The organism is Adhaeribacter radiodurans, from assembly GCF_014075995.1.
Classification (GTDB): Bacteria; Bacteroidota; Bacteroidia; order Cytophagales; family Hymenobacteraceae; genus Adhaeribacter; species Adhaeribacter radiodurans.
The window spans coordinates 5,510,999-5,537,830 of the sequence record NZ_CP055153.1 but is presented as its reverse complement, the minus strand read 5'-3'; the positions used below and the strand labels follow the sequence as shown (position 1 = coordinate 5,537,830).

Here is a 26,832-nt window from a genome sequence, read left to right as displayed (position 1 = left end):
CTACATCTTACTATTTCATATCAAAACAGAATTGAATTTTAGTAAAATAATCAGGCATTTTTACTTACCAATTAAAACAAATGGTGCCCAATAAAAAGGTTGATTATAACGGCTTTGTTGTATTAACTTTTGCTTCGCTATTTGTAGTGCCTGAGCCTTATCGTATCCGGCAAGAAGGGCTTTGTAAAAATTCTCCATTAACACGGCCGTAGAACCATCATTTACGTTCCAAAGAGAAACTACTACATTCTTGGCCCCGGCGTAAAGTAAAGCTCTGGTTAAACCAATAACCCCTTCCCCACGGACAAGTTTGCCTAAACCCGTTTCGCAGGCCGAAAGGGTAACCAATTCTGCTTTCAAACGCATGTTGTAAATTTCGCCGGTATATAAAGTTCCATCTTCCTGATTGCTACTCCCCTGGCTAAACAGCAAGCCGGATAGTTCCGGATACTTCTCGTTGGCAAACCCATGCGTTGCCAAATGAATGTAATTATAGCCGGAGACTTCTTCGTTTTTAATTTGTTCTTCACTGGCTTGATGATGCAGGTATACTTTTGCCCTTGCGCCTTTGCTCTGAAACAAGTGGGCAATTGTTTTAACTTCCTGTTCCGAAGCAATTAACGGCGGAATTTCCTGATTCCGGAATGACCGACTGCCTAGGGATTTACTATTTATGGCCTTGGAGCTTACGCCGTGCTTTCGGGAGTTAGATTTTGAAAAAGGTTGCTCTGTTGTGTTAGAGAGTATTCCCCTATTATCTGTAATAGTACCGGACGTACTCTCTAAACTGGATTTTTGTAACGAAGTATTCGGCAAAATAGTAGAATCGTTTCCATCATTTAAAGAATCAACAAACACGGGAGCCATAGCAAGCAAATTCTTGATTGGTGTGGCTTTCTCCTGAGTAAATCGCTGATAAAGCAGCCAGGCAGAGTAAGCATAACTAATAGTATATTTGCTTAATAAGTAAGCGGCGGGTTTGCTTAAATTTCCGTCAGCGGGTTTAGTAAGTAAGGCTTCAAAAGGTAAGGAAGTTAATTCGCCGGCCGGAATAATAATTAATGAGTTTATGGATTTCGGCAGGTTAGACGGAATCAATATTTTAAAAAGGCTGTAGGCTACCTGTTCGTACAAATCCTGATCCTGCAAGAGAATTCCTTCTCTAAAGGCAGTTAACCGTCGACGAAAAAGACTATCCAAAGGAACGGATTCAACCTTAAAAAAATCACGGCCAACTATAAATACCTGCAGAAGCGTATCGCTTACCACATATTCTAATAAAGCCGTTTTAGTATCTAGCTGGCTTTGTAACTGATTGGGAGTAACAGTGGCAGATTGATATTTAAGGGCATAATATTGTGGATAGAATTCCTCAAACTGCTGAATCAGGCTTTCCTGCTGACGGCGGATACTAAATAATTGGCTTTCGTAATTTTGCAACTTACTACTATCGCCTTCATTGGTTTTGGTTCGCTCGCCGGCCAAGCGTTGGGAATATTGAGCAATTTGGGTACGAATAACCTGATCTTGTTTTAACAAAGAATCTGGAATACCGGCGAAGGTTTTGGCCTTAGACTCCGCCAATGAAGTCATGAGAACACTGGCTTTACCCCGCTCAGCAAAGTAAAAAGCTTTATTTAAGTAATTTTTATTTTTCGTAAAACGGTATAATTTCAGGCATAAAGCCAAAGCTTGTTGATACAACACTACTGAGCTAGAAGTAAAAGCTACTTTATCACTTTCTCTTTCAAAGTTTTGCTGAGTTCTATGAGCCAAAGAATCAGCGGAGCAGGAAGTTTGGTAAGCCAGCAGTAAATCCGGTAAATTATGCGATTGATTAAATTGTACTTCCAAAACCTTAGCTTTAGCCTGCAGGGAGGTAAGTAAGGTTTTGGAAACGAGAAAAGAATTTGTCTGACTTTTAAATACGGGATTAAAAGTAATGGTGGTATCGGAGAAAGAAGGTACAATAGCTGTAATAGCTTGTTGGTATTGCTGTAATGCTTGGGTATACGCGCCTTCGTGAAAATTTACATTGCCCAATTGGTAGTAAGCATCCGCAACGCTAGGGTGCGTTTTGCCGAAAGCTCCCCGGTAACTCTGTAAAGCTTTTTGGTGGTAATGCGAGGCTTTTTCGTACTCCCTTTTACTCTGGTATACCATGCCTATTTTATTATAAGACTCCGCTACATCCGGGTGTATTTCGTTTAAAGCCCTATGTCTTATATCTAAACTCTTTTGGTAATACTCCAAAGCATTATCGTATTCGCCTTTAACTGCTAATACATTGCCTATATCGTTGTACGAGTTAGCTACTCTAAGATGCGTTTCACCTAATACAGCCTGCCTGATTTGCAAAGCTTTTTGATGGTATTCTAAAGCTTTATCGTATTCGCCTTTCTCGAGGTAAGTATTGCCTATGTTGTTATAAGCGAAAGCAACATTAGGATGTTTTTCCCCGAAAACTTTCCGCCGGATGTGCAAGGATTGCTGATGGAATTCTAAAGCTTGATCGTACTCGCCTTTTATAAAGTACATTCGGCCCATGTTTTGGTAAGAGTTTGCTACGCCTTGGTGCGTTTCTCCAAAAACAGCACGCCGGATATACAATGATTTTTGGTAATACTCCAAAGCTTTCTCGTACTCTCCTTTGTCGTAATATACGTTGCCTAGTTGGTTGTAAGAGTCGGCTACTCCTGCACTCGATTCTCCTAAGGCAGAACGCCTGATGTTTAAGGCGGTATGATGGTATTCCAGGCTCTTATCAAATTCGCCTTTGGCCTGGTAAATAATTCCCATATAGTTATAAGATTGCGCTACATCTGCGTGGTTTTCACCTAAAGCCGTGCGCCGGATATATAAAGCTTTCTGATGATACTCCAAAGCTTTATTGAACTCGCCTTTCACTTGAAGTACGTTGCCAATATTGTTGTAAGAGTCAGCTACATTCGGGTGCATCTCGCCAAATACTAACCGCCGGATGTATAATGCCTTTTGATGGTATTCTAAGGCTGTGCCATATTCGCTTTTCTGGTGGTAAGTGTTGCCTATATTGTTATAGGTAAAAGCTACATCTTTATGAATTTCGCCAAAGGCAGCCCGCCTGATCTGCACGGCCTTATTAAAGTATTCTAAGGCTTTATCAATCTCACTTTTAAGTAAATAAATACCTCCTATGTAATGGTAGGAATTAGCAATATTGGGATTTGTCTCGGTAAATAAGATGCGCTTGATTTGTAATGATTTCAGGTGAAACCCTAAGGATTTATCGTACTCTCCTTTATCGAAGTAAATGGTTCCTATTTGGTCGTAAGAGTTAGCTACATCGGGGTGGGTATCGCCAAAGATAGAGCGCCGGATACGCAGGGCTGTTACCTGGTAAGCTAAAGCTTTTTCAAATTCGCCTTTCACCTGAAGTACATTGCCCAGGTTAATATAACTTTTTACTATTTTAGTAGAATCGCCTTTAAATTTTTCTAAGCTTTCCTGCAAGGTCTGATTCGCCGTTTGCAGCGCCTCATTGTACCGGCCCATCATAAAAAGAGTATGCGAGAACTCGTTATCGCAGTCTATTTGCTTGGTCCATTGGCTATGTTTTTTATATAAAGCCGATGCCTTTTCAAATAAAAGAATAGAACTGTTATAATCGCCTTTTTCCTGTAAATTTAATGCCTGGTTATACCACTTGCGAGCAAGGGCAGGATCGTACTTAATAGGCTTATTTTGAGCTTGAACAAACCGGATACTAAAAAAAGCAAGAGCAACAGCAATTACCAGAGAAGCTTTCATTTATATTGAAATCGTTGGTTAGAATGGAAATCCTCAATTTGGATTAATACCCTCTATTTTTCTATTGCTATTCTAACATTTCAATTATATTTAAATAAAATTATAATATATTGAAATTTACCATTTTCTTTTTATTAAATTAGTAAATGCCGCTTTTTTATTTTCCTTCCACAGTAGCGGCTAAAAGTAAATACTTGTACAATACAAAGAGAGAATAATTAAAGTTTTAACTAATACAATAATGGCAAATGCGCAGTTTACCGGATGGCTGATAAGACTTGGCTCATCAAGGCTCAGTCGTATTGGATTGGTGGTTATGCTTATTTTTAACTTAGCTTATAACAGCAGTGCCCAGACATTGTTGCCAAAATCTTCCTATAAATACAAGGTAATGCGTCAAGTATTCGACCGTTTAACTTATGCCTTTGCCAACGGCCGCCCTCAGCCCGGGTTAGAAGTTATTGCCCAGAACCGGAATAAACAAGCTATTATTGCCATGTACCGTCCTGGTAATCAGCCGGTAATCCAGTTCGATGAAGAGGTGTACGATTTGTGCGTTAAACTGCAAAAAGATTCTTTAAACGCAATAGCAGTTTTATTAAGTCATGAGTTAGCCCACCATTACGAAAAACATGACTGGTACTTTACTTTTGGTATAAGTCAGCCTAATACTGATACTTCTAAGGAAAGTATAAAGCAATTTGAATCGGCCGCCGACTTTTATGGGTGCTTTTACGGAGAACTTTCCGGTTATGCTACGGGGCGCGTTTTTCCGCAGGTTTTAGATATGCTTTATAAGCAATTTGATCTTTCCGAAAACTTAAATGGTTATCCAACTAAAGAAGAACGAAAAGCTATTTACGCCGAAAAGCAAAAAGAAGCAATTCAAATGGTAGCCGTTTTTAAAGCCGGATTTTTTCTTTACTTAGTGCAGGAGTTTGAATCATCGGCGCAATGCTTTAATTATTTAGTAAATAAATTTCCGAGCCGGGAAATTTATAACAACTTAGCGGCGGCTAAACTGCAACAGGCCTTGGTGCTGTCTACCGGTCGGGATATTTTAAAATTTGCTTATCCCGTAGAACTGGATGCGCAAAGCCGCTTAGTTACCCGGAACCGGGCCGTAGCTCTCCCGTTTAATGAGCAGCAATATCTTCAGTTATTAGCAGACGCCCGCAAATACTCGGAACAGGCGCGGGAAGTTGATCCCAAATATGTACCCGCTTACATAAACCTGGCCTGTATTTACTCCCTGCAAGGAAACCAACCAGCTGCCGTAGGTATTATAAATGAATTAAGTCCGGAGTTAATTACCGGCGATGCCCATACTGTAAGAGCAATAGCGTATTTTAAAGATAATCAATTTAGTAAATCTCAAAAAGATTTTGAACTAGCCCAGCAGAAAGGAGCCCATATGGCCCAGTATAATCTGGAGTTGGCTAATAAAATGAATGAATCTTTAACCGGAAGCATGGCTTCGTGGATAATGAGTTGGTTTGATGAGTTAAACAAAGAAGAATCTTCGGATAATCCGGTTCCCGTTTTTCAAGAACAAATTGGCGGAAAAAAAAGCAATGTTGCCTTACCAACTTCCGCTCCTCAAATAAAGATTAGTAGAAACCCTAATTTATCTGTTCAATGGAATGAATTGAACGACCATTGGCAACTAGGCATTCAGAATAGTACCCGAAATTACCTGGTTCGTTTAACGCACGAAAATTATCTGCAGCCAAGCGCCGGAAAAGTAAAGCGAGGCATGCACTACACTACTTTAGCCAAAAACTATGGGAAACCTTCTTATACTTTTTCAGGTGCTTCGGGTAAATACTGGGTGTATACGAATAATAAAATTGCGTTTAATATGGATAAAAATGGGCGGGTAAATAGCTGGTTTATTTATTCGCGTACTTTATAATGGTTATTTAAGGAAGAAAAGTAACTTCTTTTAACTTTTATTCTTAAGCACACTTTTCTGTATCTATTGTTCTGGAGAGCCTTTTCAAGTTTCTCAAGATTGGTGCTAACTTGTTTGATAAGGCTGCGTTAGCCCCCTTCCCTGCCGGAAGGTAAAAACAGGGGAGGAGAGGCGGCTATTGTTTTTTCTGGTGGGAACGTGCGCAATACGCCCCTACACGTCGAAATGCCTGCAGTACTGGCAAACCAATGCCCGCCTTCGTTGCTCCTACTGCTGTCTTTTTCTGTTTATTACTGCTTTTAGGGCTTAATCTTACCTTTTAGTATTGATTGTATTATATTACTTATTAGCAAGTTTATAAATTACTTACTAGAGAATTTACTAGTAATTTATTTTTAGTCTAAATATTAGCTGTTGTATAAAGAAAATAGTATTATTCCGGTATTCTTCTTTCTGTTCGAATAGTTTTAAAAGATCTGTTTTATAAAATTATATTAATATTTTATAAGGTGAGTATCTGGATTAATAATTAATTAAGAACAGGAAATTAGCCTTGGGTAGAGGAAATTGTAAAATATTTTCAAAAAAATCGTGCTTACCGGGTAACAATCTTTCGTTTACTTGTATTTATGATTGAACGCTCCGCCCTTGTTTTAGGATTTAAATTGAAAATAGAGTAAAAGTATACCTGCAAGAGCGTTGTTCTCGGAAATAGTAAATTTTTGAAATCGTATAAAATCCGGAAGCATTACGCTTATACATTTAAGTGCAGTATGAAAAAAATAAGATAAGAAAGGAGAGGGCCGCTCCATAAAAATGTTTCCTTTGAAGGGTTAAATAGCAACTAATACGAGCGTTATTATTCGTGATAAAATGAAAAAAGGTGTCTCGGTTACGTTAGCCCGATGCCAATTAAAAAGGGCTATGAGCGACGGCATTAACGGAAGTAAGAACAAAACTTAACTTTCTATCCTATCTGTAGAGGTAAGGAGATGTGTAATTTCATTTAAAGTACTGTAGTTTTAAATGGGTCTTGTTATTACTAAAGTTGTAATTTAATTGCTAGTAATCAAATGTTTATACTATTGTTGTGAGCGTTGATTTTTAAAAATTAAAACTTTATATAATTTAGGCTGAATGAGGCATTCAGACCAAAAATATATAGAGGCATTAGTAACTAATGACCGAATCTTGCTGGAAGAAATTTACCGAAAGTTCGCTGGTAAAATCAAAGGAATGGTTCTAAAAAATAATGGAACGGAAACCGATGCAGCAGATATTTTTCAGGAAGCTTTAGTATCTATTTACCGTAAAGCCCGAGATCAGAATTTTGAGCTGCTCTGTCCTTTTGAGGCTTTTTTATACCTGATTTGCAAAAATTTATGGTTGAAAGAACTAAGCAAAAGAAAATTGCTCCCGGTTCAATTTGATGAAGACGGAATGGATTTGGGCGATGATAGTGTAAAACTGGCAGAAGAATGTATGGTGCAGGAGCAACGAATGCAATTACTCCACGAAAAGGTAGCGGAATTGGGAGATAGTTGTCAGCAATTGCTGCGCTTAAGTTGGGAAGGCAAATCAATGGAGGAGGTAGCGCAAATTTTAGGAATGACTTATGGCTACGCCCGAAAAAAGAAGGCTGGTTGTATGGAAAAATTAATCACGTTAGTAAAACAAGCTCCTCAGTTTAGTTTTTTAAAATGGTAAATGTATGAACAAGAATGACTACGAGAAAGTAGAGGAGTACTTAAACGGAGAAATGAGCCACCAGGAAAAGCTGCTTTTTGAGGCAGAACTATCTTCGAATGAAGAACTTTTAAGTGCATTTAAGGTGTATCAAACCATCGAAACAAAAATGCGGACAGCAGAAAAATACCGCGTTCAGGAAAACGACTTAAAGGATACCTTGCATTTTCTTAACAAGGAGTACTTTACCCCTGCATTGCAGCAGGAAGCAAAAGTAGTTCCGCTTTATTCTAATACATTCTTTAAGGTAGTAACTGGTATAGCCGCCAGTATAAGTATTATTTTAGTAGCGTATTTTAGTTTACTGCAATCGGAAGAAAACATTCAACTACTGGCCGATTCGTATTTTAAAGAAAACCTGCAACAAATAGAACAGACCGTAAGCGATCCGGATGATACGTTGCAATTTGGGGTAGCGGGTAATACAAGGGGAAAAAATACTACGCAGGATAGTTTGTTAGAAGGTATTAGCGCTTACAACAACCAGCAATACAGTAAAGCTTTACTTTATTTTCAAGGTATTTATAAAAACCACCCGGATAATAGCGAAGCGAAGAAGAATATGGGCCTGGCTTATCTTAGTATAAAAGAGTATGAAAAAGCTTTGCAGCAATTTGATGAGTTGGCCAATAAGAAAGAATTAGAAAATAACCCTGGTCTTTTCTTACAAGCAGTTACCTTAATGCGTCGGAACCAACCTGGTGATAAAAAAGAAGCTAAGCAGTTATTACAGCAAATTGTGGAAACAAATGCCGAAGGAAGCACGGAGGCAGCGCAATGGTTGCAAAAGTTTTAAAATGAAATTTAGCTTGCAGATTGCTTCTTTAAATGTGTGAAAAGATGCAAGTATCCAGATAGTAGATGTTAGCTTTTTTTAGTGGTTAATTCATTGATTTTTATTTATTTATAATCATAAGCTTTTCTTTGGAGCCTTTCCAAGACTCCATGCTCGGGTGCTATCTAGGTTGATATTTCAAGTTTTGCCTCATGGCCGGTGGGCCTCGTTCGGCTCTCTCGCACCTGCTATCCTTCCTTTCCTCCTGACGTCGGAATGCTATGCACCGAAAGCCTAGCAGGTGCTCCACAGCCAAACTGGTGTCAGATTTTAATAGTTAGTTGTAGTCTAATACTCAATTAAAATAATCAACTATTAACTATACCTTAATCTTAAAGAATAAACTGGCTATAATCTTTATTCTGTTTAAAGTAGGTGCAAATTGGTATAGCTTCTGAATGAAGGCAAAAACTTTGTTGTGACTAGGGTAAAATCTTTACATTCTTAGCCGAAATTACTTTTTATCCCGACTTATTTTATTTGTAAGTGAGATTGCTGTACGAAGAGTTAAAGCCATCTTATTCATTGGAGTAAGATATACTTTTGAGCAAAAAAGTAAAAAATATTCATTCAAGCAGGTAACAAATCATCTACTCGCCGGATTTATCATTGAATTCTCTTCGGAGATACTAAACCTTTAAAATTTAACATACTTTTAGTTAACTACTAAATACATGTAACTATTAGGAGGTTGATACTAGCAATGCTGTTTCCGCTCTTCTCAGTGCATTTTTGGATTCTGCGGAGAAGATCACGAACCGAGAAGTCTGTGCTGCCTACCACAAATCCCCTGTGGTAACGCATACCTTAGGTATATTTCGTAATCTATTAGCGTACGATTGCGGCAATAAGGTAGCGCAGTGGGAGAGCGGCCAGCATTGCCATATCCGGCATCCAGAAAATTCAGCGATTTATAATTTAATTTATATAAGCAAATCGAATAATAAATTAATCAGAATCCACTTTAGTCTTCTATCTTCTAAATCAGAAGTGGCTAAAAGTTTACGTTTCAATAATGGTGGTCTGCAAGCCTATCCAGTTTCCGGTAGCTGTTTTCCCAACTAGTAAAGCCGAAATAGTTCTTTTGCCCATCCGGTAAACTTTCATATTTTGTACATTCTGTTCTAAGAAAAACTGCAAGGCTTGAGCATTGGTAGCCGAGCTAACTTCTTGGTTAGTAGTTGAATTTACCTGGTTAAAATGGCGAAAGAAAGTACTAGTTTCCATAACCTCAACGGGTTCCCCGGGTGTTTTACCAGTTAAGGTTAGAATTTCTTCTTGCGTTAATTCATTGGTAATGGTAGCATCAAACGAAACTACTTCTAAAGGATAATCGGCTTCGCTCTGGTAATATAAGCCTTGCGTTAGTATTTGAAGTTGAGAAAGTACTTCTTCGGTAGTTAAAGTTGCAGGAGCTGCCATAAATAAATTAAAAAATGGAATTTTAGACTTACTGGGTAGGTCCATTATCTACAGTTGCTTCCAGTACTTGTTGGATGTCTTCGGGCAGGGAGGAGAGTAAGTCGTATCCGGTTGCTTTTTCAATAGCATCTACGGTAGTTCTATACAAACTCCAGTCAGGATTTACCCCATTGCTATTGGGAGTATCTATCGCAATAACGCGCGTGTTAACAGATATACGGTTAAGATCATCGTCTCCTTCGGGTAAAATCACCAGTACTTTCCAGATTTGTTTCGGAACCCTGATTTTTCCTCCATTAATAGTCCGAGCGAAACCATTAGAACCCGTACCTCCCGAACCGTAATTTCCCATAATCACGTAAACTTCCTGCCCTTGATCTACTAAACTGCGGGTATATTCTTCCAGGTTGGCCCAGGTTTCGCGGTTATTATCCGGAGCCTGCGGAATCATGTTGGTCATCAGGAAAGTGGCTGAGTTATCTTTCTGACTTTTGGTTCTATCCGCGGAGGGACAGTTATGACCCCGATCAAAACCGCTGTTGGTATAATTCGCCGGACTTACCCGGTACCAATCCTCCGGTAAACTTTCATCTGCTTTAAAGTCATCTTGCCGGGGAGCAGAACCCAACCAGTCGGAACTTACGTGCCAGCTCACCCAATTGGGTATGCTGCTATCCCGGCTGTAGGATAACACGTACTGCGGTTTTTCAACGAGGTAGTTCTTATAATTATTAATGTCCGGTGTAGCGTTGCTGGGGTTGCCTAAAGTCAGGTGTTCATTTTCTGAAATTAAGCTTCTGTTTCTATTCGGTACAATTTCGGTTTGCTTACAGCCAGCTAGCAGTAAGATGAAGGAAAAAATAAAAAGACTTGGGTAACGCATAATAGTAGAAAGCAGCAAAAGTATTAATTTTTAAATTCTGTTTAGCCAGCTTATTACTTATACGAGAAATGAAAAGATAGCTGCTTATACTTTTTCAAAAAGATTATGACAATAACTACAATAAACTCAACTTTGCGGAGCCTTGTGATTAGATAGTCTACCCGGGTAATTGAAAATTTTTTATAAATTATTCTTCCCGGACCACGCGCATTATTGTTTGCGGTACTTCGGTTTTCCATTCTGATTTATCTATAGATCCATCTGTTCTTGGAATTTGGCTAACGGCCATTAGCCTTAAGTCCTGAGCAACTAACCCATCCAGAGTAATTTTAAAGTAATTCGCTAGTAATACCAGCTTATCCAGACTCGGTTCGCCAACGCCATTCTCGTAACCGCTGTAGGTAGATCGCTTAATGTTTAAAGCAAATGCTACATCTTCCTGAGTCCTTTTTTTCAGCCTTCTTAGCCATTTCAAATTGGTAGGTAGAAACATATTCCTAGGTATTTTAGTATAAATGCTAAAATAATTAGTTAAATATAGCGTATGTATTATTTATTTGGTTACATTTTACCAAAAATATTTGCTTAAAAACTAATCATTTTATCAAAAGCAGTGCAGTTGTAGGTTTTAACACCCTGATTTTATGCAATTGAACGACCAACGGACTATTGCCCATTTTGATTTAGATACCTTCTTTGTTTCGGTAGAGCGGCTGCGCAACAGTCAGTTGGTGGGTAAACCTGTAATTGTGGGAGGAATGTCGGATCGAGGAGTGGTGGCCAGTTGCAGTTACGAAACGCGTTATTTTGGGGTACACGCCGGTATGCCCATGAAAATGGCCCGGCAGCTTTGCCAGGAAGCCATTGTGTTGCGCGGCGACATGGAAGCTTATAGCGATTATTCTACTAAGGTTACTGAGGTAATTGCGGCGAAGGCACCGGTATACGAAAAATCATCCATCGATGAACATTACTTGGACGTAAGCGGCATGGATCGTTTTTATGGTACCTGGCAATGGACGAACGAACTCCGAAATTTGATAATTAAGGAAACTGGTTTACCGATTTCTTTTGGTTTATCCATCAACAAAACAGTTTCTAAAATTGCTACAGGTCAGGCCAAACCCAACGGCAAACTCCAGGTGCGCTCCGCAGAAGTAAAGCCTTTCCTGGCACCGCTTTCCATTAAAAAGATACCGGGGGTTGGTCAAAAAAATTACCAGCTCCTGCGGAACATGGGCATCCCCACTATTGAGGTACTTACCATGATTCCGGTGGAGATGATGCAGAAAGTACTGGGCAAAGAAGGGGTGAACATCTGGGAAAAAGCCAACGGCATCGACGGCGCACCCGTTGTCCCTTACTCCGAGCAAAAATCCATCAGCACGGAGCAAACTTTTAGCACCGATACCACTGATATTGGCAAATTAAACAATCTGCTGGTTTCCATGACCGAAGGCCTGGCTTTTGAATTACGCAAACAAGGCAAGCTGGCGGGGTGCATTACGGTGAAAATCCGGTACGCGAACTTCGATACGCACACCCAGCAACTCACCATTCCATACAATGCCGCCGATCATGTTTTAATCCGCAAAGCCAAAGAACTTTTTCAAAAATTATATAACCGTCGCATGCTCATCCGGTTGCTGGGGGTGCGCTTAAGCAATTTAGTGCAGGGTTTTCAGCAGATTGATTTATTTGAAGATACCGCCGAGATGGCAAACCTCTACCAGGCCATGGATAAAATCCGGGTTCGTTATGGCGAATCAGCGGTGCAGCGGGCAGTAGGTTTAAAATCGGGTTTAAAATAAAAAACAACGTATGCTGGCATTTGTCCATTCGTATTATAGTTTACGCTACGGCACCCTGTCGGTAGAAGAGTTAGCCGCCGAAGCCCAGGCCCAAGGATATAAAGCCCTAGCCTTAACCGATATTAATAATACTTCGGGCGTATTTCCTTTTATCAAAGCTTGTTTGGCGCACAACATTCAACCATTGGTGGGCATAGAGTTTCGGCGCGATAACCAGCTGTTGTACACAGGTTTGGCTTTAAACCAAAGCGGTTTTCAGGAACTAAATAGTTTTCTAAGTCACTACTTGCTACGGCACCAACCTTTGCCCGATGTACCCCCAACTTTTACGCAGGCTATTATTATTTACCCGTTTGCTTCGGGCAATACTCAAAAGCTGCGCGAGCATGAATTTATCGGCGTAAGCCCCCAGGACTTAAATAAATTAGTTTTTTCGGATTTGCGGCAGCAAGGGGCAAAACTGCTTATGCAGCCGCTGTTTACCTGCAAAAGCGAGGAAGGTTACCAACTGCATCGGCATCTGCGGGCCGTGGATAATAATATTTTGTTGAGTCAATTAGCTCCCGAACATGGCGTAGCGCAGGATGCCTGTTTTTATTCTTGCGCCAAGTTACTAGCCCAGTACCAGCGCTTCCCAGAACTCATCCGCATTACTGAAAAATTAATTACTAAAGCGGCTTTTACCTTTGATTTTGAAAGTCGCAAAAACAAACGCCATTTCACCAAAACTGCTTACGACGATAAGTTACTACTAGAAAAGTTAGCAAAAAACGGATTAGAAAGACGGTATGGCTTAGCTAATAAAGTGGCCCGACAGCGAGTAGAACATGAACTAGCTATTATTGATAAACTGGATTTTGCGGCTTATTTTCTGATTACCGAAGATGTGATTACGTATGCCCGCAAGCGTAATTTCTACCACATTGGGCGGGGAAGTGGGGCTAACAGCGTAGTGGCTTATTGCTTGGGCTTAACTGATGTTGATCCCATTGAGCTGGACTTGTATTTCGAGCGTTTTTTAAATCCCAAACGCACGAGCCCGCCGGATTTTGATATTGATTTTAGCTGGAACGAACGCGACGAAGTACTCGATTATATTTTTAAACGCTACGGTCGGGAATACACTGCCTTGTTGGGAGCTATGAGTACTTTTCAGCAAAATTCTATCTTGCGCGAGTTGGGTAAAGTATACGGCTTGCCCAAAACCGAATTAGATGCCTTAGTAGAAAACCCGCATACGGCTGCCAATACTGATCATATTACTAAAAAAATCCTACAATACGGGCGCTTGCTGGCTGGTTTTCCGAATCTACGCTCCATTCATGCTGGGGGGGTACTTATTTCGGAAGTGCCTATTACTAACTACACCGCTCTAGACTTGCCACCCAAGAATTTCTCAACCAGCCAATGGGACATGTACACTGCCGAAAGCATTGGTTTTGAGAAGTTGGATATTTTGAGCCAGCGCGGCATTGGTCATATTAAAGAATGCGTGCATTTAGTGCAGCAAAATCAAAAAATTACAGTTGATGCCCACGACATCAAACGCTTTAAAGAAGACGAGAAAGTACGCCAGCAATTAAAATCCGGTGATACTATTGGTTGTTTTTACATCGAAAGTCCGGCCATGCGGGGTTTGCTCAAAAAATTACATTGCGATAATTACTTATCCTTGGTGGCTGCTAGCTCCATTATCCGGCCGGGTGTAGCGCAATCGGGCATGATGCGGGCTTACATCCAGCGGTTTCACGAGCCGGATAAAATCCAGTACCTGCACCCGGTTATGGAAGAGCAGCTGAAAGAAACCTACGGTGTAATGGTGTACCAGGAGGATGTTATTAAAGTATGCCACCATTTTGCGGGTCTGGACTTATCAGATGCCGATGTGTTGCGGCGGGGCATGAGCGGTAAATTTCGATCGAAGAAAGAATTTGAAAAATTAGTAAATAAATTCCACGATAGCTGCCGCGCTAAAGGCCACCCCGAGGCCTTAATAAAAGAAGTCTGGCGACAAGTAGAATCATTTGCCGGCTATTCGTTTTCTAAAGCGCATTCGGCCTCTTTCGCCGTAGAAAGTTACCAAAGCTTGTTCCTGAAAACGTACTACCCATTGGAGTTTATGGTGGCGGTAATCAATAACTTCGGTGGTTTTTATAAGACCTGGGTGTACGTGCAGCAAGCCCAGAAAGCCGGGGCAGCCATGCATTTACCCTGCTGCAACCGCAGTTATCTAACCACCACTATTTACGGTAATGATATTTATCTAGGCTTTATTCACATTCAGAACCTGGAGCAAAAAGTAGCGCATACTATTGTGGCAGAACGGGAACAGAATGGCCCTTACACTAATCTGGAGGATTTTGTTACCCGCACCCAGATAACTTTAGAGCAACTTTTAATCTTAATTCGGGTGCAGGCGCTTCGGTCTATCAATCAGGATAAAAAAGCCCTGCTCTGGGAAGCACATTTAGTGTTGGGGCATAAAGTTTCGAATCATCATTCTGAGGTATTATTCCGGGAACCCGCCCGGCAATTTACGCTGCCCGCCCTGTGCCATACACTTTTGGAAGATGCTTACGATGAAATGGAGCTATTGAGCTTCCCGGTTACCTGCTCTTATTTTGATTTGCTGCAAACTACTAACCGTGGCGATGTGAAAACCATTTACATGATGGCGCACGTGAATCAGAAAGTGCGCATGATGGGCGTGCTGGTAACTACTAAATACGTGCGCACCATCAAAGGCGAAGTCATGCAGTTTGGTACTTTCCTGGATGTGGAAGGTAACTTTTTCGATACCACCCACTTTCCTCAATCCTTAAAGCACTGGCCGTTTAAAGGCAACGGTGTCTATTTGCTGTACGGCAAAATTGTCGAAGAATTTGGCTTTCCGAGCATGGAAGTAGATAAAATGGCCAAACTCCCTTTCCAAAAAGATCCCCGGTACGGATGAGTAAATATTGAGTAATTTTTAAAATTTTAATCAATAACACAGATAAATTAATCTTTAACCTTTAACCTTAAAAATATGGCTATTTATCATTTAATTTTATTACCCTCGTACCCCGTAGAAAATGCCGTTAACTATTATAAAAATTGGTTAGCTCGGCATATTGGTCCCTTTACTGCCAGATATTCCGTCCCGCACGTATCGCTGGCTATGTTTCAAATGAATTTTTATAAAGAATTGAGTTTGCTGCGGACCCTGGAATCAGCCGCGGCGGAAGAAGGACCATTTAGCTTATATACTAACGGATTTGGCTTTTTTGATAGCACCCGTACGGTATACATTCAAGTAGAAGAAAAAGAACAATTTGCGCGTTTAAGCGATAATTTGCACGAGAAGTCAACTATTGCTCTTTTACCAAACGCTTATAAGTCTATCGTTCATGTGCCCCATCTAACCATTGGCAGGAACTTAGCTCATAAGTTTGAGCCGGCTTGTAGTTTATTTCAACATTCCATCGTATCTCAAACCTTCACGGCATCGGCGGTTACTCTATTAAAAAAGAATAAACAAGAAAAGTCTGAAGTGCTTCAAGTGTTTCCTTTTCTTTCCAGATCCTCACCGCAACTAACCTTATTTTGATTTGGGGTGTTACTGGCTGCAATTTGACAAATTGATATTTTTAAAAAATGTTGCCTTAGGAATGATGCTTCGATTAGAATACGAGAATGTTTGTAATAAAGAAAGCCACTTGCCGATTTTACTCGTAAGTGGCTTTTTGAAGCTCCCCCTCTTGGGCTTGAACCAAGGACCCCATGATTAACAGTCTTAAAAAGTTGTATTATGTTTGTTTTGCTATATTTATAAAATGTTGCTTTAAATAAGTGTAAAGGCGGTTTTTGTTAATTGTTATTTTTAGATATTTGTTGTTATTTTGAGGGTTTGTGTGCAAATTGTGTGCAAATTATTTATTTGCACACATGTCAGCAATCGTTCATACCTCTATTATTTTGGATACGCGGCGAGTATTAAAAGATGGATCTTACCCTGTGAAGTTAAGACTTACCCATGCCCGGCAGCGTAAGTATTTTCTTACTCCTTACAATTTAACGGAAGAAGATTTTGCGAAAGTTAAAAGTGATAAACCCCGAGGTAAATTCAAAGAACTAGAGATTACTTTTCAGGCTATTGAACAACGAGCCATTGATATATTAAAGAAGCTAGAAGTTTTTACTTTTGATGCATTCGAAAAGAAGTTTTATAATGTAGCTAGTAAACAAGATGTTTTATCTTCTATTAGAGAGAAGGTAGCTGCGCTCAAGAAAGAGGGAAGACCTGGAACGGCAGAAACGTATGCTAGTACGCTCACATCTTTGGCAGCTTACACTAAAAAGAAAGTATTGCCTTTCTCCGTAGTTAATCCAGAGTTCTTAAGAGAGTATGAACAATGGATGGTAGGCCGGGGAAAATCAATAACTACCGTTGGAATATACCTGCGTTCCCTCCGCTCTATTTTTAATGATGCCATTGCCTCGGGTGAAGTAAGTCAAGCCTTATATCCGTTTGGCAAAAGAAAGTATTTAATTCCGGCGGGCCGTAACGTGAAAAAAGCATTGGCCACAACCGATATTGAAAAGCTATTTGCTTATATACCTAAACACGATGCTGAGGCTAGAGCCCGCGATTTGTGGATATTCTCTTATCTCTGTAATGGCATCAACATAAAAGATATTGCCCGATTGAAATACAAACAGCTGGAACCCGACAGAATAACTTTTATCCGGGCCAAAACAGAACGGACCAGTCGACAAAATATAAAGGTTATAACGGCCATGCGCACCCCGGAAGTAGACCAGATAATAGATAAATGGGGTAATAAACCAGCCTATTCCGAAAATTATGTTTTTCCATTGCTGAAACCGGGGTTAAATCCGGAACAGGAACTAGCCACAGTTCGCCAAGCTACAGCAATCATCAATCGGTATATAAAATTAATTGCGGCCGCAGTGGGTATTGACAAAAATATTACCACTTATACTGCCCGTCATTCCTTTTCTACCGTCCTGAAGCGCTCCGGAGCACCCATTGAGTTTATTTCGGAATCTTTAGGTCACAGCGACTTAAAGACTACTCAAAGTTACCTGGATAGCTTTGAGGATAAAATTAAAAAACAATATAGCAGCCAACTAACTGCTTTCTTAAGGGAAGCCAAGTAAATGTATTAAATTAGCAGGTGAGCTAGATACTTTAGATGAAGGTATACTAATGAAACTATGTAATTAATAAATGCGTTATTTGGAATAGCGCCAAAAGGCAGTTATATTAGTGACAAAAATCAGTGTTAATGGAATTACTTTTTCAAACCGGCTTAACAGAGAACAGCTTTGTGGTAGTGGAGCAAGCCCGAGCTGGGGTGAAGCGTAGTAAAGTAGATGAAGTAGCCAAGCAGATTGGGCTAACGGATAAGGAAATGGCTCAGGTTTTAAATCTCTCCGAGCGGACCTTGCATCGGCTCCGGCCCGAAATCCTGTTGGATAACAATGCCTCCGAGCGGCTGTTATTACTGGAAGATTTGCTCCTGCATGGTTTAGACGTTTTTGACGGACGGGCTGACGTACTCGGGCGGTGGCTACGAGTACCCTTGTCCGAACTGCGGCGACAAGCCCCGTTAACCTTACTGGACACGGCTACTGGTTTTGGGATGGTACATGCCGTTCTGGGTCGCATTGAGCATGGCATCTATGGCTGAGAGCAGAGCCTCGACTTTGGTTGGTGATAGTCCCGTGTTAGCTTACCGATTAGTAAAGGAACGTTTTATTGGAACCCCCTTGTCAACAGAAGGAGCTCGCCTATATGGAGGACGCTGGAATCCACCTGGTACGGGTATTCTCTATACTTCGGCGAGTCCGGAACTGGCTTTGCTGGAGCAATTAGTTCACCTGCCTACGTTACCCTATGAAGATTTGCCACGGCTTTTTTTAATTACTTTAGCCCTGCCCGAGGTATCTAAGCTCTTACAAGAACTTCCACCAACCTGGCGAGAAGAATCAGGCTACCAAGCTAATCATAAACTAATAGCTAATTGGCTGGCTAACCCTCATGTGTTAGCATTAGGAGTATCATCGGCAGTAGTGAAAGAGTCACTTAACTATTTGCTACACCCTAAGCATCCGGATTATAACCGAATAGAAATTATCAGTACCTCTCCCTTTAACATTGATCCTCGGTTGTGGCACGATCGTGATGCTTGAATCTGGTAAACAGTTGCCAAAACTTATTGATTGAACCAGAAGCTTATTGCCGCAAACTCGGACCTAATTGTAAATGAATTATTAAAAACTTTGGTCTCTTACGCCTTTACTTAGTAAATACTTTTTTAATAAATAAAAGCTTTCTTTATTGGCGTATTTAAGGGAGAATTATGAAAACAATCCGGCGCCGCATGGCCTTGTTCCACCGGAATATTTACAATACCCACAATTCCTTCTTTACAGGCTTCCAGGACTGGGGTGACTAAATTTTGGGATCTACCTGCGCAGCTAAATACTCTACTTGAAAGTAATTCCCTTTTACAGCCGCTGTTTTAACGAATTGGGTTAAATCCTCCTGGGTGTCTAGTAAAGGAGGAATAACTTCTTGCCTGATTGCTTCAATGTCGGATGAGCTAAAGGTTAGGTGTTGTAGAATCGCATTATTGCCGGTAATTAATCCCATATTGAGTAGATTTTTACTCTGCCGTTTATCCTCGGGCAACAGCTTCAATGCCACGGGGAGTACGTCTTTAAAGGCTTCTATAGTTACCCACCGGAATAGCAAATAATTATCACAAAAAGAACCATATTCCTTTTCGATTATTTTTAAATAGGAGAGAATAAACGAAACTGCCTTGGATGGACTTTCTTTATCCGTGTTCACCTTCATTTCTGAAATTAGTAGAGGAAGATAAGGAGGTTCTTTCCGATTGGATTTTAAAAAATCAAAATGGTTTAAAAGGTCACTATAGTGTCGACTTCTCTTCGATCACATAATCCGTAAATGTCGTACCAGTATTCCATAATAAGATAAATAGCATATTAGTGTTTTAAGATTTGTAATATTCCATCATTTAGTTGGTAACTTTGTAAGATTAAGGAATTAAGATCGGAACAAAATATTTTAAAATATTTATTATTAACTCAATCCTAAATAGGCCATTATTAGATATAAATGCGAAGTATTTAAAATGTTGATTGATACAAAATTGTAATAACTGTGGCTTTAATTTTACTTTCTATTTTTCTATTCAAAAAGGCTATTTTTTTAGATTATTGAATACATTTATTTAGAACGTTATCAATCTTATTTCATGGAACGAAGGTTTATTCAAATTAGTGGAATTCGGTTATCTTACCTAGAGAAGAATCCTGATAAATCTGAAACCATATTTTTGATTCATCATAACTGTGGTTCTGCGCAAGTCTGGAGAAAACAACTTGCGAGCCCTTTATTTAACGCTTACCGTTTAATAGCTTTTGATTTACCCGGCCACGGACAAACGGATGTACTGGAAGATGACCAGGATTATTTCAATTTTCTGGTGTTGTCGCGTACCCTTGCACAAGCAATCAAACAACTCATTACCAGTAATCGGTATATTCTGGTCGGAGTTTCTTTGGGCACCAATGTTGTAGCCGAAATGCTGTGTGAGGATTTAGAGCCAGTTGGTATGATATTGGCTGGGCCCAGCACCGTCGGAAAAACAGAATGTACCATTAGCCAAATGATGAAGCCCGGCAGCGAAGCCAGTGTTTTGTATATGGATGAGGCTGACCTAACCGCAGTAAAACGTTATGCTGGGCAAATTTTGCTGTCTCGGGACCCAGAAGATCAGGAAATAATTCTGGCGGACTACCTGGCCGTCCGGAAAACCTTGCGGCCTAAAATTGGGGAATGCATTGCTACCGGAAATTACAACGACGAAATAGCCTTGTTAGAAAAGCAGAATAGCCCGCTTTTAGTTGTTTTTGGGGAGGAAGATTACATTGTAAACACCGATTACCTCGACACCGCTGCTTTACCTCTGTGGCAAAACAAAATTTTTAAAATTCCCAGGGCGGGGCACCTCGTAAACGTAGATCAACCAAAAGCTTTCAACGAGCTAATGGCCGACTTTGCCCAGGAAATTCTACATTAATTGAAAAAAGCTAGTTTCAAAATCTAATAAAGCACAAGCTCCCGGAATTAAGTTAACCAGCATCAATCTGCCGGCCTCTAAAATGCCGTGCCGGATAGCGTAAGCTATTAAATCGGCGGTATTGCTGCATTTGGGTTTAGCCAGCATGTTTTTCCGGTGGTTCTTCACGGTGTTCTCAGCGATGCATAGGGTATTGGCTATTTGCTTGGTACCCTTTCCGCGGTAAATAAGCTCCAGTATTTCCAGTTCCCGCCGGCTGAATATGCCCGGCGCTTTTTCGGGGTAATAGCTATGCTTAAACAAAGGTGCCGGGGTAACGGAGCAAAACTGCCGGTCTACTTTTTCGATGGTAAAAGTAATTTTGGTGTCGTCTTTAAAATGACTAATATCCATAATAAAGCCTACGGCCGCTAGGGGAGTGTTATCGGTAGGGTGCACGTAAAACGTAGACCGCTGAATAACACTGCAGTAATCACCGCCATTCGCTTTTACCCGGTAGTTAAAAGAAAAAGAAAGATCCGGAATAACCGTAGCTGATTGCTTTTTTAAAAATTGTTTAATGGTCGGAAATATTTCGGCATTAGCAATCTTCAAGTCGTTTGGGTGCCAGAGATTAATGTAGTATAAAGGGCCATTTTCTGTTATAACGTCCAGGTCGTAACCCAGTAAATTTTTGGACGAAGGATCAATAAACAAATATTTTTGGTGCACGTAATCGACCACGTAAAAGATGGGAGCCTGGGCGTGTAGGGCCAGACCTTTAAACCCAAAATGTTTTAATAAATCTTCAGCTTTCGGCAAAGAATAGTCCGGATAATGGCTGGCCTGACTTATTAAGTCTTGGTAATTAGCCGGTATAATTGTTTTCATCGAAAATTATCCTTAAAACCCCTGAAAAATAGCTATAAAGGGCTATTTTCTTTTGTTTCAAAATATAAGAGATTCACGGAACATAATTAAATTAATGAAGATAAATCTTTATTTTTTACATGAGCTTACAATTAACATCCAACCAATAACCGCATAGCTAGCAGTATCCGTTAATGCTGGCCCTGCTACTTCCGCTCTCTTATTTACACCTCTTTGCTTATTAAGGCATCCAAGAAGACACAACCATTCCGGATCCTTTTGTTCCCAATACAAATTCATTGCTAATTTATTAGAAAACTGAAGGTGCTCTACTGGTTAAATTCCTTACCTGTTTTAGGCTACCTATGGTTCTAAATTATTGTATTATTTTATTGGAATTTAAAATTTTGGTATTAAGCACTGGATCTAATGTTGTGCTTTTACGGAATATATTGAATTGTACGCGTTCTAGACCGATTTACTAAAATACTTATGGTAGTCACTAACCTGCTGAGTAATGCCCTGGAATGGGCTTACCGACTAGTGCAGCATTACAAAACCAAAGAACAATTATTACTGGCTTACCAAGTACTCCAGCAATCGGCGTACGAAGCTGAGCGCGCCCGACAAGCCAAGGAGATTAAAGCTTTGCGCCTAGAAAATGAATTGCAAACCCAACGCCAACGCTTGGGCCGCGACCTGCACGATGGCTTAGGTTCCCAGCTCACCCATTTAATTTCCCGCTTGGATTTAATGGCATGCTCGGGTAAAGCCGATCCGAACCACCTCTTGCGCTTAAGTGAATTTGCCCGCGAGATGAACCAGACTTTGCGAGAAACAATCTGGCTCCTGAACCATGAAACAATTGCTATCGATGCATTTGGTGCCCGATTGCACAATATGTTATTGAAAGTATGGGAAGACCGGGATGCCCCAGCTTTATACTGGCAACTCCGAAACTCGCGGGACAATTTAACGCTATCACCCTTATTAGCCTTACACGTACTGCGCATTACCCAAGAAGCCACCAACAATACTTTAAAATACGCCAATGCCACACAGGTAAACGTAAAACTAACTGTTTATAAATCTAACCTGATACTCATTATAGAGGATAATGGGAAAGGTTTTGATCTGCATACTACCCAGCGAGGATTTGGATTAAATAACATGCGCCAACGAGCAGCAGAGATGAAAGGTGTATTTAGCCTCCATTCCGGTGCTTTCGGTACCCGTATTTGCATACTTCTACCCTTAAATGTTTGAAAATACGTTATTTGTCGTATTTACAAGTCTTCTTCTACGACTTACATTTGAATATATAAGGCAACATCTACAGCTAATTTTTTCTATTAATGCATAAAACTACCATCGGAATAGTGGAAGATAATGCCCAATTAGGGCAAGATATTCGCGATAAATTAGCTTTAAGCGAAGAAGTAGAAGTGCTTTTTGAGGTAAGAAATGGACAAGTTTTACTTCAAACTTTAGCAACTGGTACTATACCAGAAGTGTTGCTGATGGACGTGCAGATGCCGGAGATGAATGGTATTGAAGCAACTTGGCGAGTCAAGCAAAAATACCCGGACCTGAAGATTGTAATGCTAACGGTGATGGACGACGAGCAAAAGCTTTTTGAAGCTTTACAGGCTGGAGCTTCCGGTTATTTATTGAAAGACGCAAAGCCACATCAATTATTTAACGCAATAAATTATGTACTGGAGGGTGGTCTGCCACTTTCACCTACACTGGCAAGCCGGGTACTTAGTTACTTGAAGGGAGATGTACCTATCCCTAAACCACCTATATCAGGAACTGAAAACTTGACGAAACGAGAACAGGAAATATTGGAGTTGTTGATGCAAGGGAAGACAGTTAAACAAATTGCAGAAAAGATTTTTGTAGCTGATAAAACTGTACGAAAACACTTGGAACATATTTTCGAAAAGCTACAGGTACATTCATATAAAGAACTTGTGGCTAAACTAAATGGAGGAAACAAGTAGCAAATACCCTACATATACAGACTATTAGTTATAACGAAAAACATAGTAAGCAAGCACAATTTAAAAATGTAGAAATCTTACTAATTAATAAATGTAAAACTTCAACCTAATTAGAACGTTTTCCATTTAAATTAATAAGCTGCTATGGATAAGGATATCTGTCGTATAACCATTGTTTTATTAGTAATACAAATACTTTTCGGGTGCGAAAAAAGAACCGCTTTATCCTCTAAACCAGATTCTCCTCAAGAAAAGACTAGTTATCAATTTGAGCAGAATTATTATAATAATGCTATAACTCTTTCTGATTCGGCTCATTTTGATAGCTCTAATATACTATTTCAGAAAGCAGCTACTCAATACTACCGAAAACAAGAATGGCACTTATACCTGAGATGTAAAAATAGGATAGGAGCAAATTATCAATTGATGGGGAACTTGGATAAGGCTAATCAAATTTTTGAAAAAAATCTAAATTTTGGATTATTACACCTACCTGATTCTTCTGCTGAAATAGCTCGAACTTATAATTACTTAGGTGAGTTGGCAACTTTTCAAGGTAAATTACATAAAGCAGATTCTCTCCTTCACCTGGCTCTCAACATAAATCATAAACTAAATAATAAGGACTATTATGCACTTGCAGAAAGTTTAAGAGGTATTGGAGAAATTAGTTATAAGAAAGCTGAATATGAAAATGCTTTACACGCATTAAAAAAGAGTCTTAATATCTATCAAAATCATGTAGGAATTCAAGATAAATCCGCTGCCCGTTGCTATATGGTTTTAGGAAATATCTATTACCAGCAACAGCTGGTTGATTCCGCTTTTTATATGTATAAGGAAAGCTTGGCTATTATTGTAAAAAATAGAGGGAGAAATCATCCGGAAAGAGGTAAAATTTACGCCAATTTAGGTATGATTTCAAATGCAATGGGGGATGGTCCACAAGCAATTGCTTATTATCAAAAGGCCTTAAATATTTACAAAATTGTTCTGGGAGAGAGAAATGTTAATGTAGCTATTGTTTACAATAATTTGGGCAATACCTATGAAGACAAAGGTGATTATGAAAGGGCCATCGCATATTATATGAATGCTGTTGCAATCTTTCTAGAGCAATTTGGTGAGTTCTATCCAGATTTAGGTGTAATATACGGGAATTTGGGTGTGTCCTATTATAATTTAGGTTATATTGACAAAGCCATAGAAAGCTACAGAAAAGCTCTGCAGATAATTGGCAAAGTGGCTTCACCTGTTGAAGGGGCTTACATTCACAATAATTTAGGCCAAGCTTTAGCCAAAAAGGGTCAAATCAAACTGGCATTAGCTAACTGCAATAAGGCACTTGACCTGTACTCGTCTGACTCTACTGAAGAAGATTATCAATTGGGTCAAGCCAGTTGTTACAGCGCAATTGCCGAAATTTTTATGAGCCAACATGCTTATGATAAAGCTAATTTCAACTTTGAAAAGTCATTAAGAATTTATACCCAAATATCCGGACGCAAACACCCGCACGTAGCTGGCTTACTCACCGACATTGGTGATGCATGGTTAGGAAAAGATGAATTAGATAGCGCAAGTTTTTATTATGATCAATCTATAAAATCGCTAGTACCACATTATACATTTCGTTCTACCCTAAGTGAAGCTGATTTGCAAAAAGTGGCTGCTAAAAATCATTTAGCCAGAGCCTTAGTTGCTAAAGCCAAAACCTTCAGAAAAAAATATGATCAAAATAAATCAGACATTAACTTATTAAAGAGTGCTCTGACTTATTATCAATTAACAACTCAAGCAATAAATATGCTTCGGCAAAGCTATAAAGGAGAAGAAGCAAAATTACTTCTTAATAGTTACACAAGTAATATTTACCAGCAGGGTTTAGAAACAGCTACTTTACTTTATGAACTAACCCATAATTCAAAATACATAGATCAAGCTTTTATTTTTTCTGAAAAAGGTAAAGCAAGTGTACTATTGGAGGTAACGAAGCAAATTGGAGCAGCATATAAGGCTGGTATCCCTGATTCTATTGTAGCTATTGAAGATTCTCTTCGGTCCAGAATTGCTTTTTATGAGAGAAAGTTAGCTGAAGTTTCATCAGAGTCATCTGTAAAAGGGACATATATTAGCGAACTTCAATCCAAACTAGCAGAGACTAAGCGCTATTATGCGGAGTTCGTAGAACGCATTGAAAAAACTTATCCTAATTATTATAGCCTAAAGTTCAGCAATACCGTGGCACGGATAAAAGATGTACAAAAGATCTTGGTGCCTAGTCAATCATTAATCGAATTCGCATTTACCGATAGTTTATTATATATATTCGCCATTTCTCCAACTCAATATTCTCTTGTAAGAGTGAGTAACGATTCTTTAATACAACGAGTCCAACTAATGCGGGCTGCTTTAATAAATGAAAATAAACAAGTTTATGTTAAAGAAGCACACAATATATACAACTCTTTGTTAGCACCTCTTGAGGAGCAATTAAAAGGAGTAAAGAGGTTAATTATTATTCCAGATATGGAATTAAGCTATGTTCCTTTCGAAATACTTTTAAAAGAGAAACCTGAGCCAAGCCGTTTAGATTACTCTAGCTTAAACTATTTAGTGAAAGATTATCAGATGAGTTATCACTATTCAGCAACTTTGCTTTTAGATAACCATAATAAAAAATATCAGAATGCTCCAAAAAGTTTTTTGGGCTTGGCTCCTAGTAACCAAAATATATCTCTGGCTAAAACAGTATCAAACGAGTCAGTTGCATTAAGAGGTTCTGTAGATAGTTTCCCGGATTTACCGGGAAGCAGGGAAGAGGTTGAAAAAATTGCCAAAATGTTCAGGGGGAATTACTATTTGAACAATGCTGCTAACAAAGCTCTGTTTAAAAGCTTAGCTCCACAGTATAATATTATTCATTTAGCTACTCATGGCCTTATAGATGATGAGCATCCAAATCTGTCGAAGTTGGTTTTTTATTCTGAAAACAAGACCGAGGAAGATCGTTATCTATACGCTTACGAATTGTATAATTTAAAATTAAGGGCAGAATTAGTTACATTAAGTGCCTGTAATACGGGCGTAGGAAAGCTGCAAAAGGGAGAAGGAGTAATTAGTTTCGCCCGGGGATTTGCATATGCAGGCTGCCCAGCTATGTTGGTAAGTTTATGGCCAGCAACTGATAAGCCTACCTCCCGCATTATGCAGTATTTTTACGAAGGATTGAAGAAAGGGCTTGCCAAGGATGATGCCTTGTACCAAGCCAAACTTCAATATTTAAACTCTGCTGATGATAATCAATCTAATCCGGCTTTATGGGGAAGTTTTGTCATTGTTGGAAATGCTGAACCATTACATAAGCAAAGTTCTAAAATACTTCCTTTTTTAATTGCCGGTTTATGTTTGTTGGTGCTAATATTTGCAGGATTACTTAAATTAAAGCAATAA

19 protein-coding genes are annotated in these 26,832 nt (G+C 39.5%); 13 read left to right on the top strand and 6 right to left on the bottom strand.

The genetic code is table 11. The annotated features are described in order from the left end of the window. Positions 1 to 60: 60 nt before the first annotated feature. The gene (locus HUW48_RS22075; protein ID WP_182412991.1) at positions 61 to 3,789 is read right to left on the bottom strand and encodes a CHAT domain-containing protein; all 3,729 of its coding nucleotides are present in this window, start codon (positions 3,787 to 3,789) and stop codon (positions 61 to 63) included. Between the two features lie 241 nt (positions 3,790 to 4,030). Between HUW48_RS22075 and HUW48_RS22070 the strand changes: the two genes are divergently transcribed. From HUW48_RS22070 to HUW48_RS22060, 3 genes are all read left to right on the top strand, one after another. Further along, positions 4,031 to 5,704 carry a tetratricopeptide repeat protein gene (locus HUW48_RS22070; protein WP_182412990.1) on the top strand — a complete coding sequence of 558 codons (1,674 nt, stop codon included), beginning with the start codon at positions 4,031 to 4,033 and terminating at the stop codon, positions 5,702 to 5,704. Positions 5,705 to 6,841: 1,137 nt separating this feature from the next. Continuing rightward, on the top strand, positions 6,842 to 7,411 hold the full coding sequence (locus HUW48_RS22065; protein WP_182412989.1) for an RNA polymerase sigma factor: 570 nt from the start codon (positions 6,842 to 6,844) through the stop codon (positions 7,409 to 7,411). Between the two features lie 4 nt (positions 7,412 to 7,415). Then, positions 7,416 to 8,246: a tetratricopeptide repeat protein gene (locus tag HUW48_RS22060; protein ID WP_182412988.1), complete on the top strand. Its 831-nt coding sequence runs from the start codon at positions 7,416 to 7,418 to the stop codon at positions 8,244 to 8,246. A gap of 1,041 nt (positions 8,247 to 9,287) precedes the next feature. On the opposite strand, the gene HUW48_RS22055 is transcribed toward HUW48_RS22060, so the two are convergent. The 3 genes from HUW48_RS22055 to HUW48_RS22045 form a co-directional block, all read right to left on the bottom strand. Next, positions 9,288 to 9,707, bottom strand: coding sequence for a nuclease A inhibitor family protein (locus HUW48_RS22055; RefSeq protein ID WP_182412987.1), 420 nt, complete (start codon positions 9,705 to 9,707; stop codon positions 9,288 to 9,290). 28 nt (positions 9,708 to 9,735) lie between these two features. Then, positions 9,736 to 10,608: a DNA/RNA non-specific endonuclease gene (locus HUW48_RS22050; RefSeq protein WP_246343579.1), complete on the bottom strand. Its 873-nt coding sequence runs from the start codon at positions 10,606 to 10,608 to the stop codon at positions 9,736 to 9,738. A 169-nt stretch (positions 10,609 to 10,777) separates the two neighbouring features. Continuing rightward, entirely contained in the window at positions 10,778 to 11,083 is a 306-nt protein-coding gene (locus HUW48_RS22045) for a helix-turn-helix domain-containing protein (protein ID WP_182412986.1), read from the bottom strand. 151 nt (positions 11,084 to 11,234) lie between these two features. Here HUW48_RS22045 and dinB point away from each other — a divergent pair, with 151 nt between their 5' ends. The 6 genes from dinB (at position 11,235) to HUW48_RS22015 (ending at position 18,599) form a co-directional block, all read left to right on the top strand. Continuing rightward, on the top strand, positions 11,235 to 12,401 hold the full coding sequence (dinB, locus tag HUW48_RS22040; protein WP_182412985.1) for a DNA polymerase IV: 1,167 nt from the start codon (positions 11,235 to 11,237) through the stop codon (positions 12,399 to 12,401). Between the two features lie 10 nt (positions 12,402 to 12,411). Continuing rightward, entirely contained in the window at positions 12,412 to 15,354 is a 2,943-nt protein-coding gene (locus HUW48_RS22035; RefSeq protein WP_182412984.1) for a DNA polymerase III subunit alpha, read from the top strand. A 75-nt stretch (positions 15,355 to 15,429) separates the two neighbouring features. Then, positions 15,430 to 15,990 carry a 2'-5' RNA ligase family protein gene (locus HUW48_RS22030; RefSeq protein WP_182412983.1) on the top strand — a complete coding sequence of 187 codons (561 nt, stop codon included), beginning with the start codon at positions 15,430 to 15,432 and terminating at the stop codon, positions 15,988 to 15,990. A gap of 338 nt (positions 15,991 to 16,328) precedes the next feature. Further along, positions 16,329 to 17,564 (top strand): site-specific integrase, encoded by a 1,236-nt coding sequence (locus tag HUW48_RS22025; RefSeq protein ID WP_182412982.1) that lies wholly within the window; start codon positions 16,329 to 16,331, stop codon positions 17,562 to 17,564. 128 nt (positions 17,565 to 17,692) lie between these two features. Further along, complete coding sequence (gene parS / locus HUW48_RS22020) at positions 17,693 to 18,097, top strand: type II RES/Xre toxin-antitoxin system antitoxin (RefSeq protein ID WP_182412981.1); 405 nt, start codon at positions 17,693 to 17,695, stop codon at positions 18,095 to 18,097. Then, on the top strand, positions 18,090 to 18,599 hold the full coding sequence (locus HUW48_RS22015; RefSeq protein WP_182412980.1) for an RES family NAD+ phosphorylase: 510 nt from the start codon (positions 18,090 to 18,092) through the stop codon (positions 18,597 to 18,599). Before parS ends, HUW48_RS22015 begins: the two co-directional genes overlap by 8 nt. A gap of 262 nt (positions 18,600 to 18,861) precedes the next feature. On the opposite strand, the gene HUW48_RS22010 is transcribed toward HUW48_RS22015, so the two are convergent. Further along, complete coding sequence (locus HUW48_RS22010; protein ID WP_182412979.1) at positions 18,862 to 19,269, bottom strand: hypothetical protein; 408 nt, start codon at positions 19,267 to 19,269, stop codon at positions 18,862 to 18,864. Between the two features lie 424 nt (positions 19,270 to 19,693). Here HUW48_RS22010 and HUW48_RS22005 point away from each other — a divergent pair, with 424 nt between their 5' ends. Continuing rightward, positions 19,694 to 20,521 (top strand): alpha/beta fold hydrolase, encoded by an 828-nt coding sequence (locus HUW48_RS22005; RefSeq protein WP_182412978.1) that lies wholly within the window; start codon positions 19,694 to 19,696, stop codon positions 20,519 to 20,521. Here the strand turns inward: HUW48_RS22005 and HUW48_RS22000 are convergent. Then, complete coding sequence (locus tag HUW48_RS22000; protein ID WP_182412977.1) at positions 20,513 to 21,391, bottom strand: response regulator transcription factor; 879 nt, start codon at positions 21,389 to 21,391, stop codon at positions 20,513 to 20,515. The genes HUW48_RS22005 and HUW48_RS22000 overlap by 9 nt on opposite strands. Before the next feature lie 471 nt (positions 21,392 to 21,862). On the opposite strand from HUW48_RS22000, the gene HUW48_RS21995 reads away from it, so the two are divergent. The 3 genes from HUW48_RS21995 (at position 21,863) to HUW48_RS21985 (ending at position 26,832) form a co-directional block, all read left to right on the top strand. Next, a complete protein-coding gene (locus HUW48_RS21995) occupies positions 21,863 to 22,636 on the top strand; it encodes a sensor histidine kinase (protein ID WP_182412976.1) in 774 nt (257 codons plus the stop codon). An 89-nt stretch (positions 22,637 to 22,725) separates the two neighbouring features. Continuing rightward, positions 22,726 to 23,376, top strand: coding sequence for a response regulator (locus HUW48_RS21990; protein ID WP_182412975.1), 651 nt, complete (start codon positions 22,726 to 22,728; stop codon positions 23,374 to 23,376). A gap of 144 nt (positions 23,377 to 23,520) precedes the next feature. Continuing rightward, a complete protein-coding gene (locus HUW48_RS21985) occupies positions 23,521 to 26,832 on the top strand; it encodes a CHAT domain-containing protein (protein ID WP_182412974.1) in 3,312 nt (1,103 codons plus the stop codon).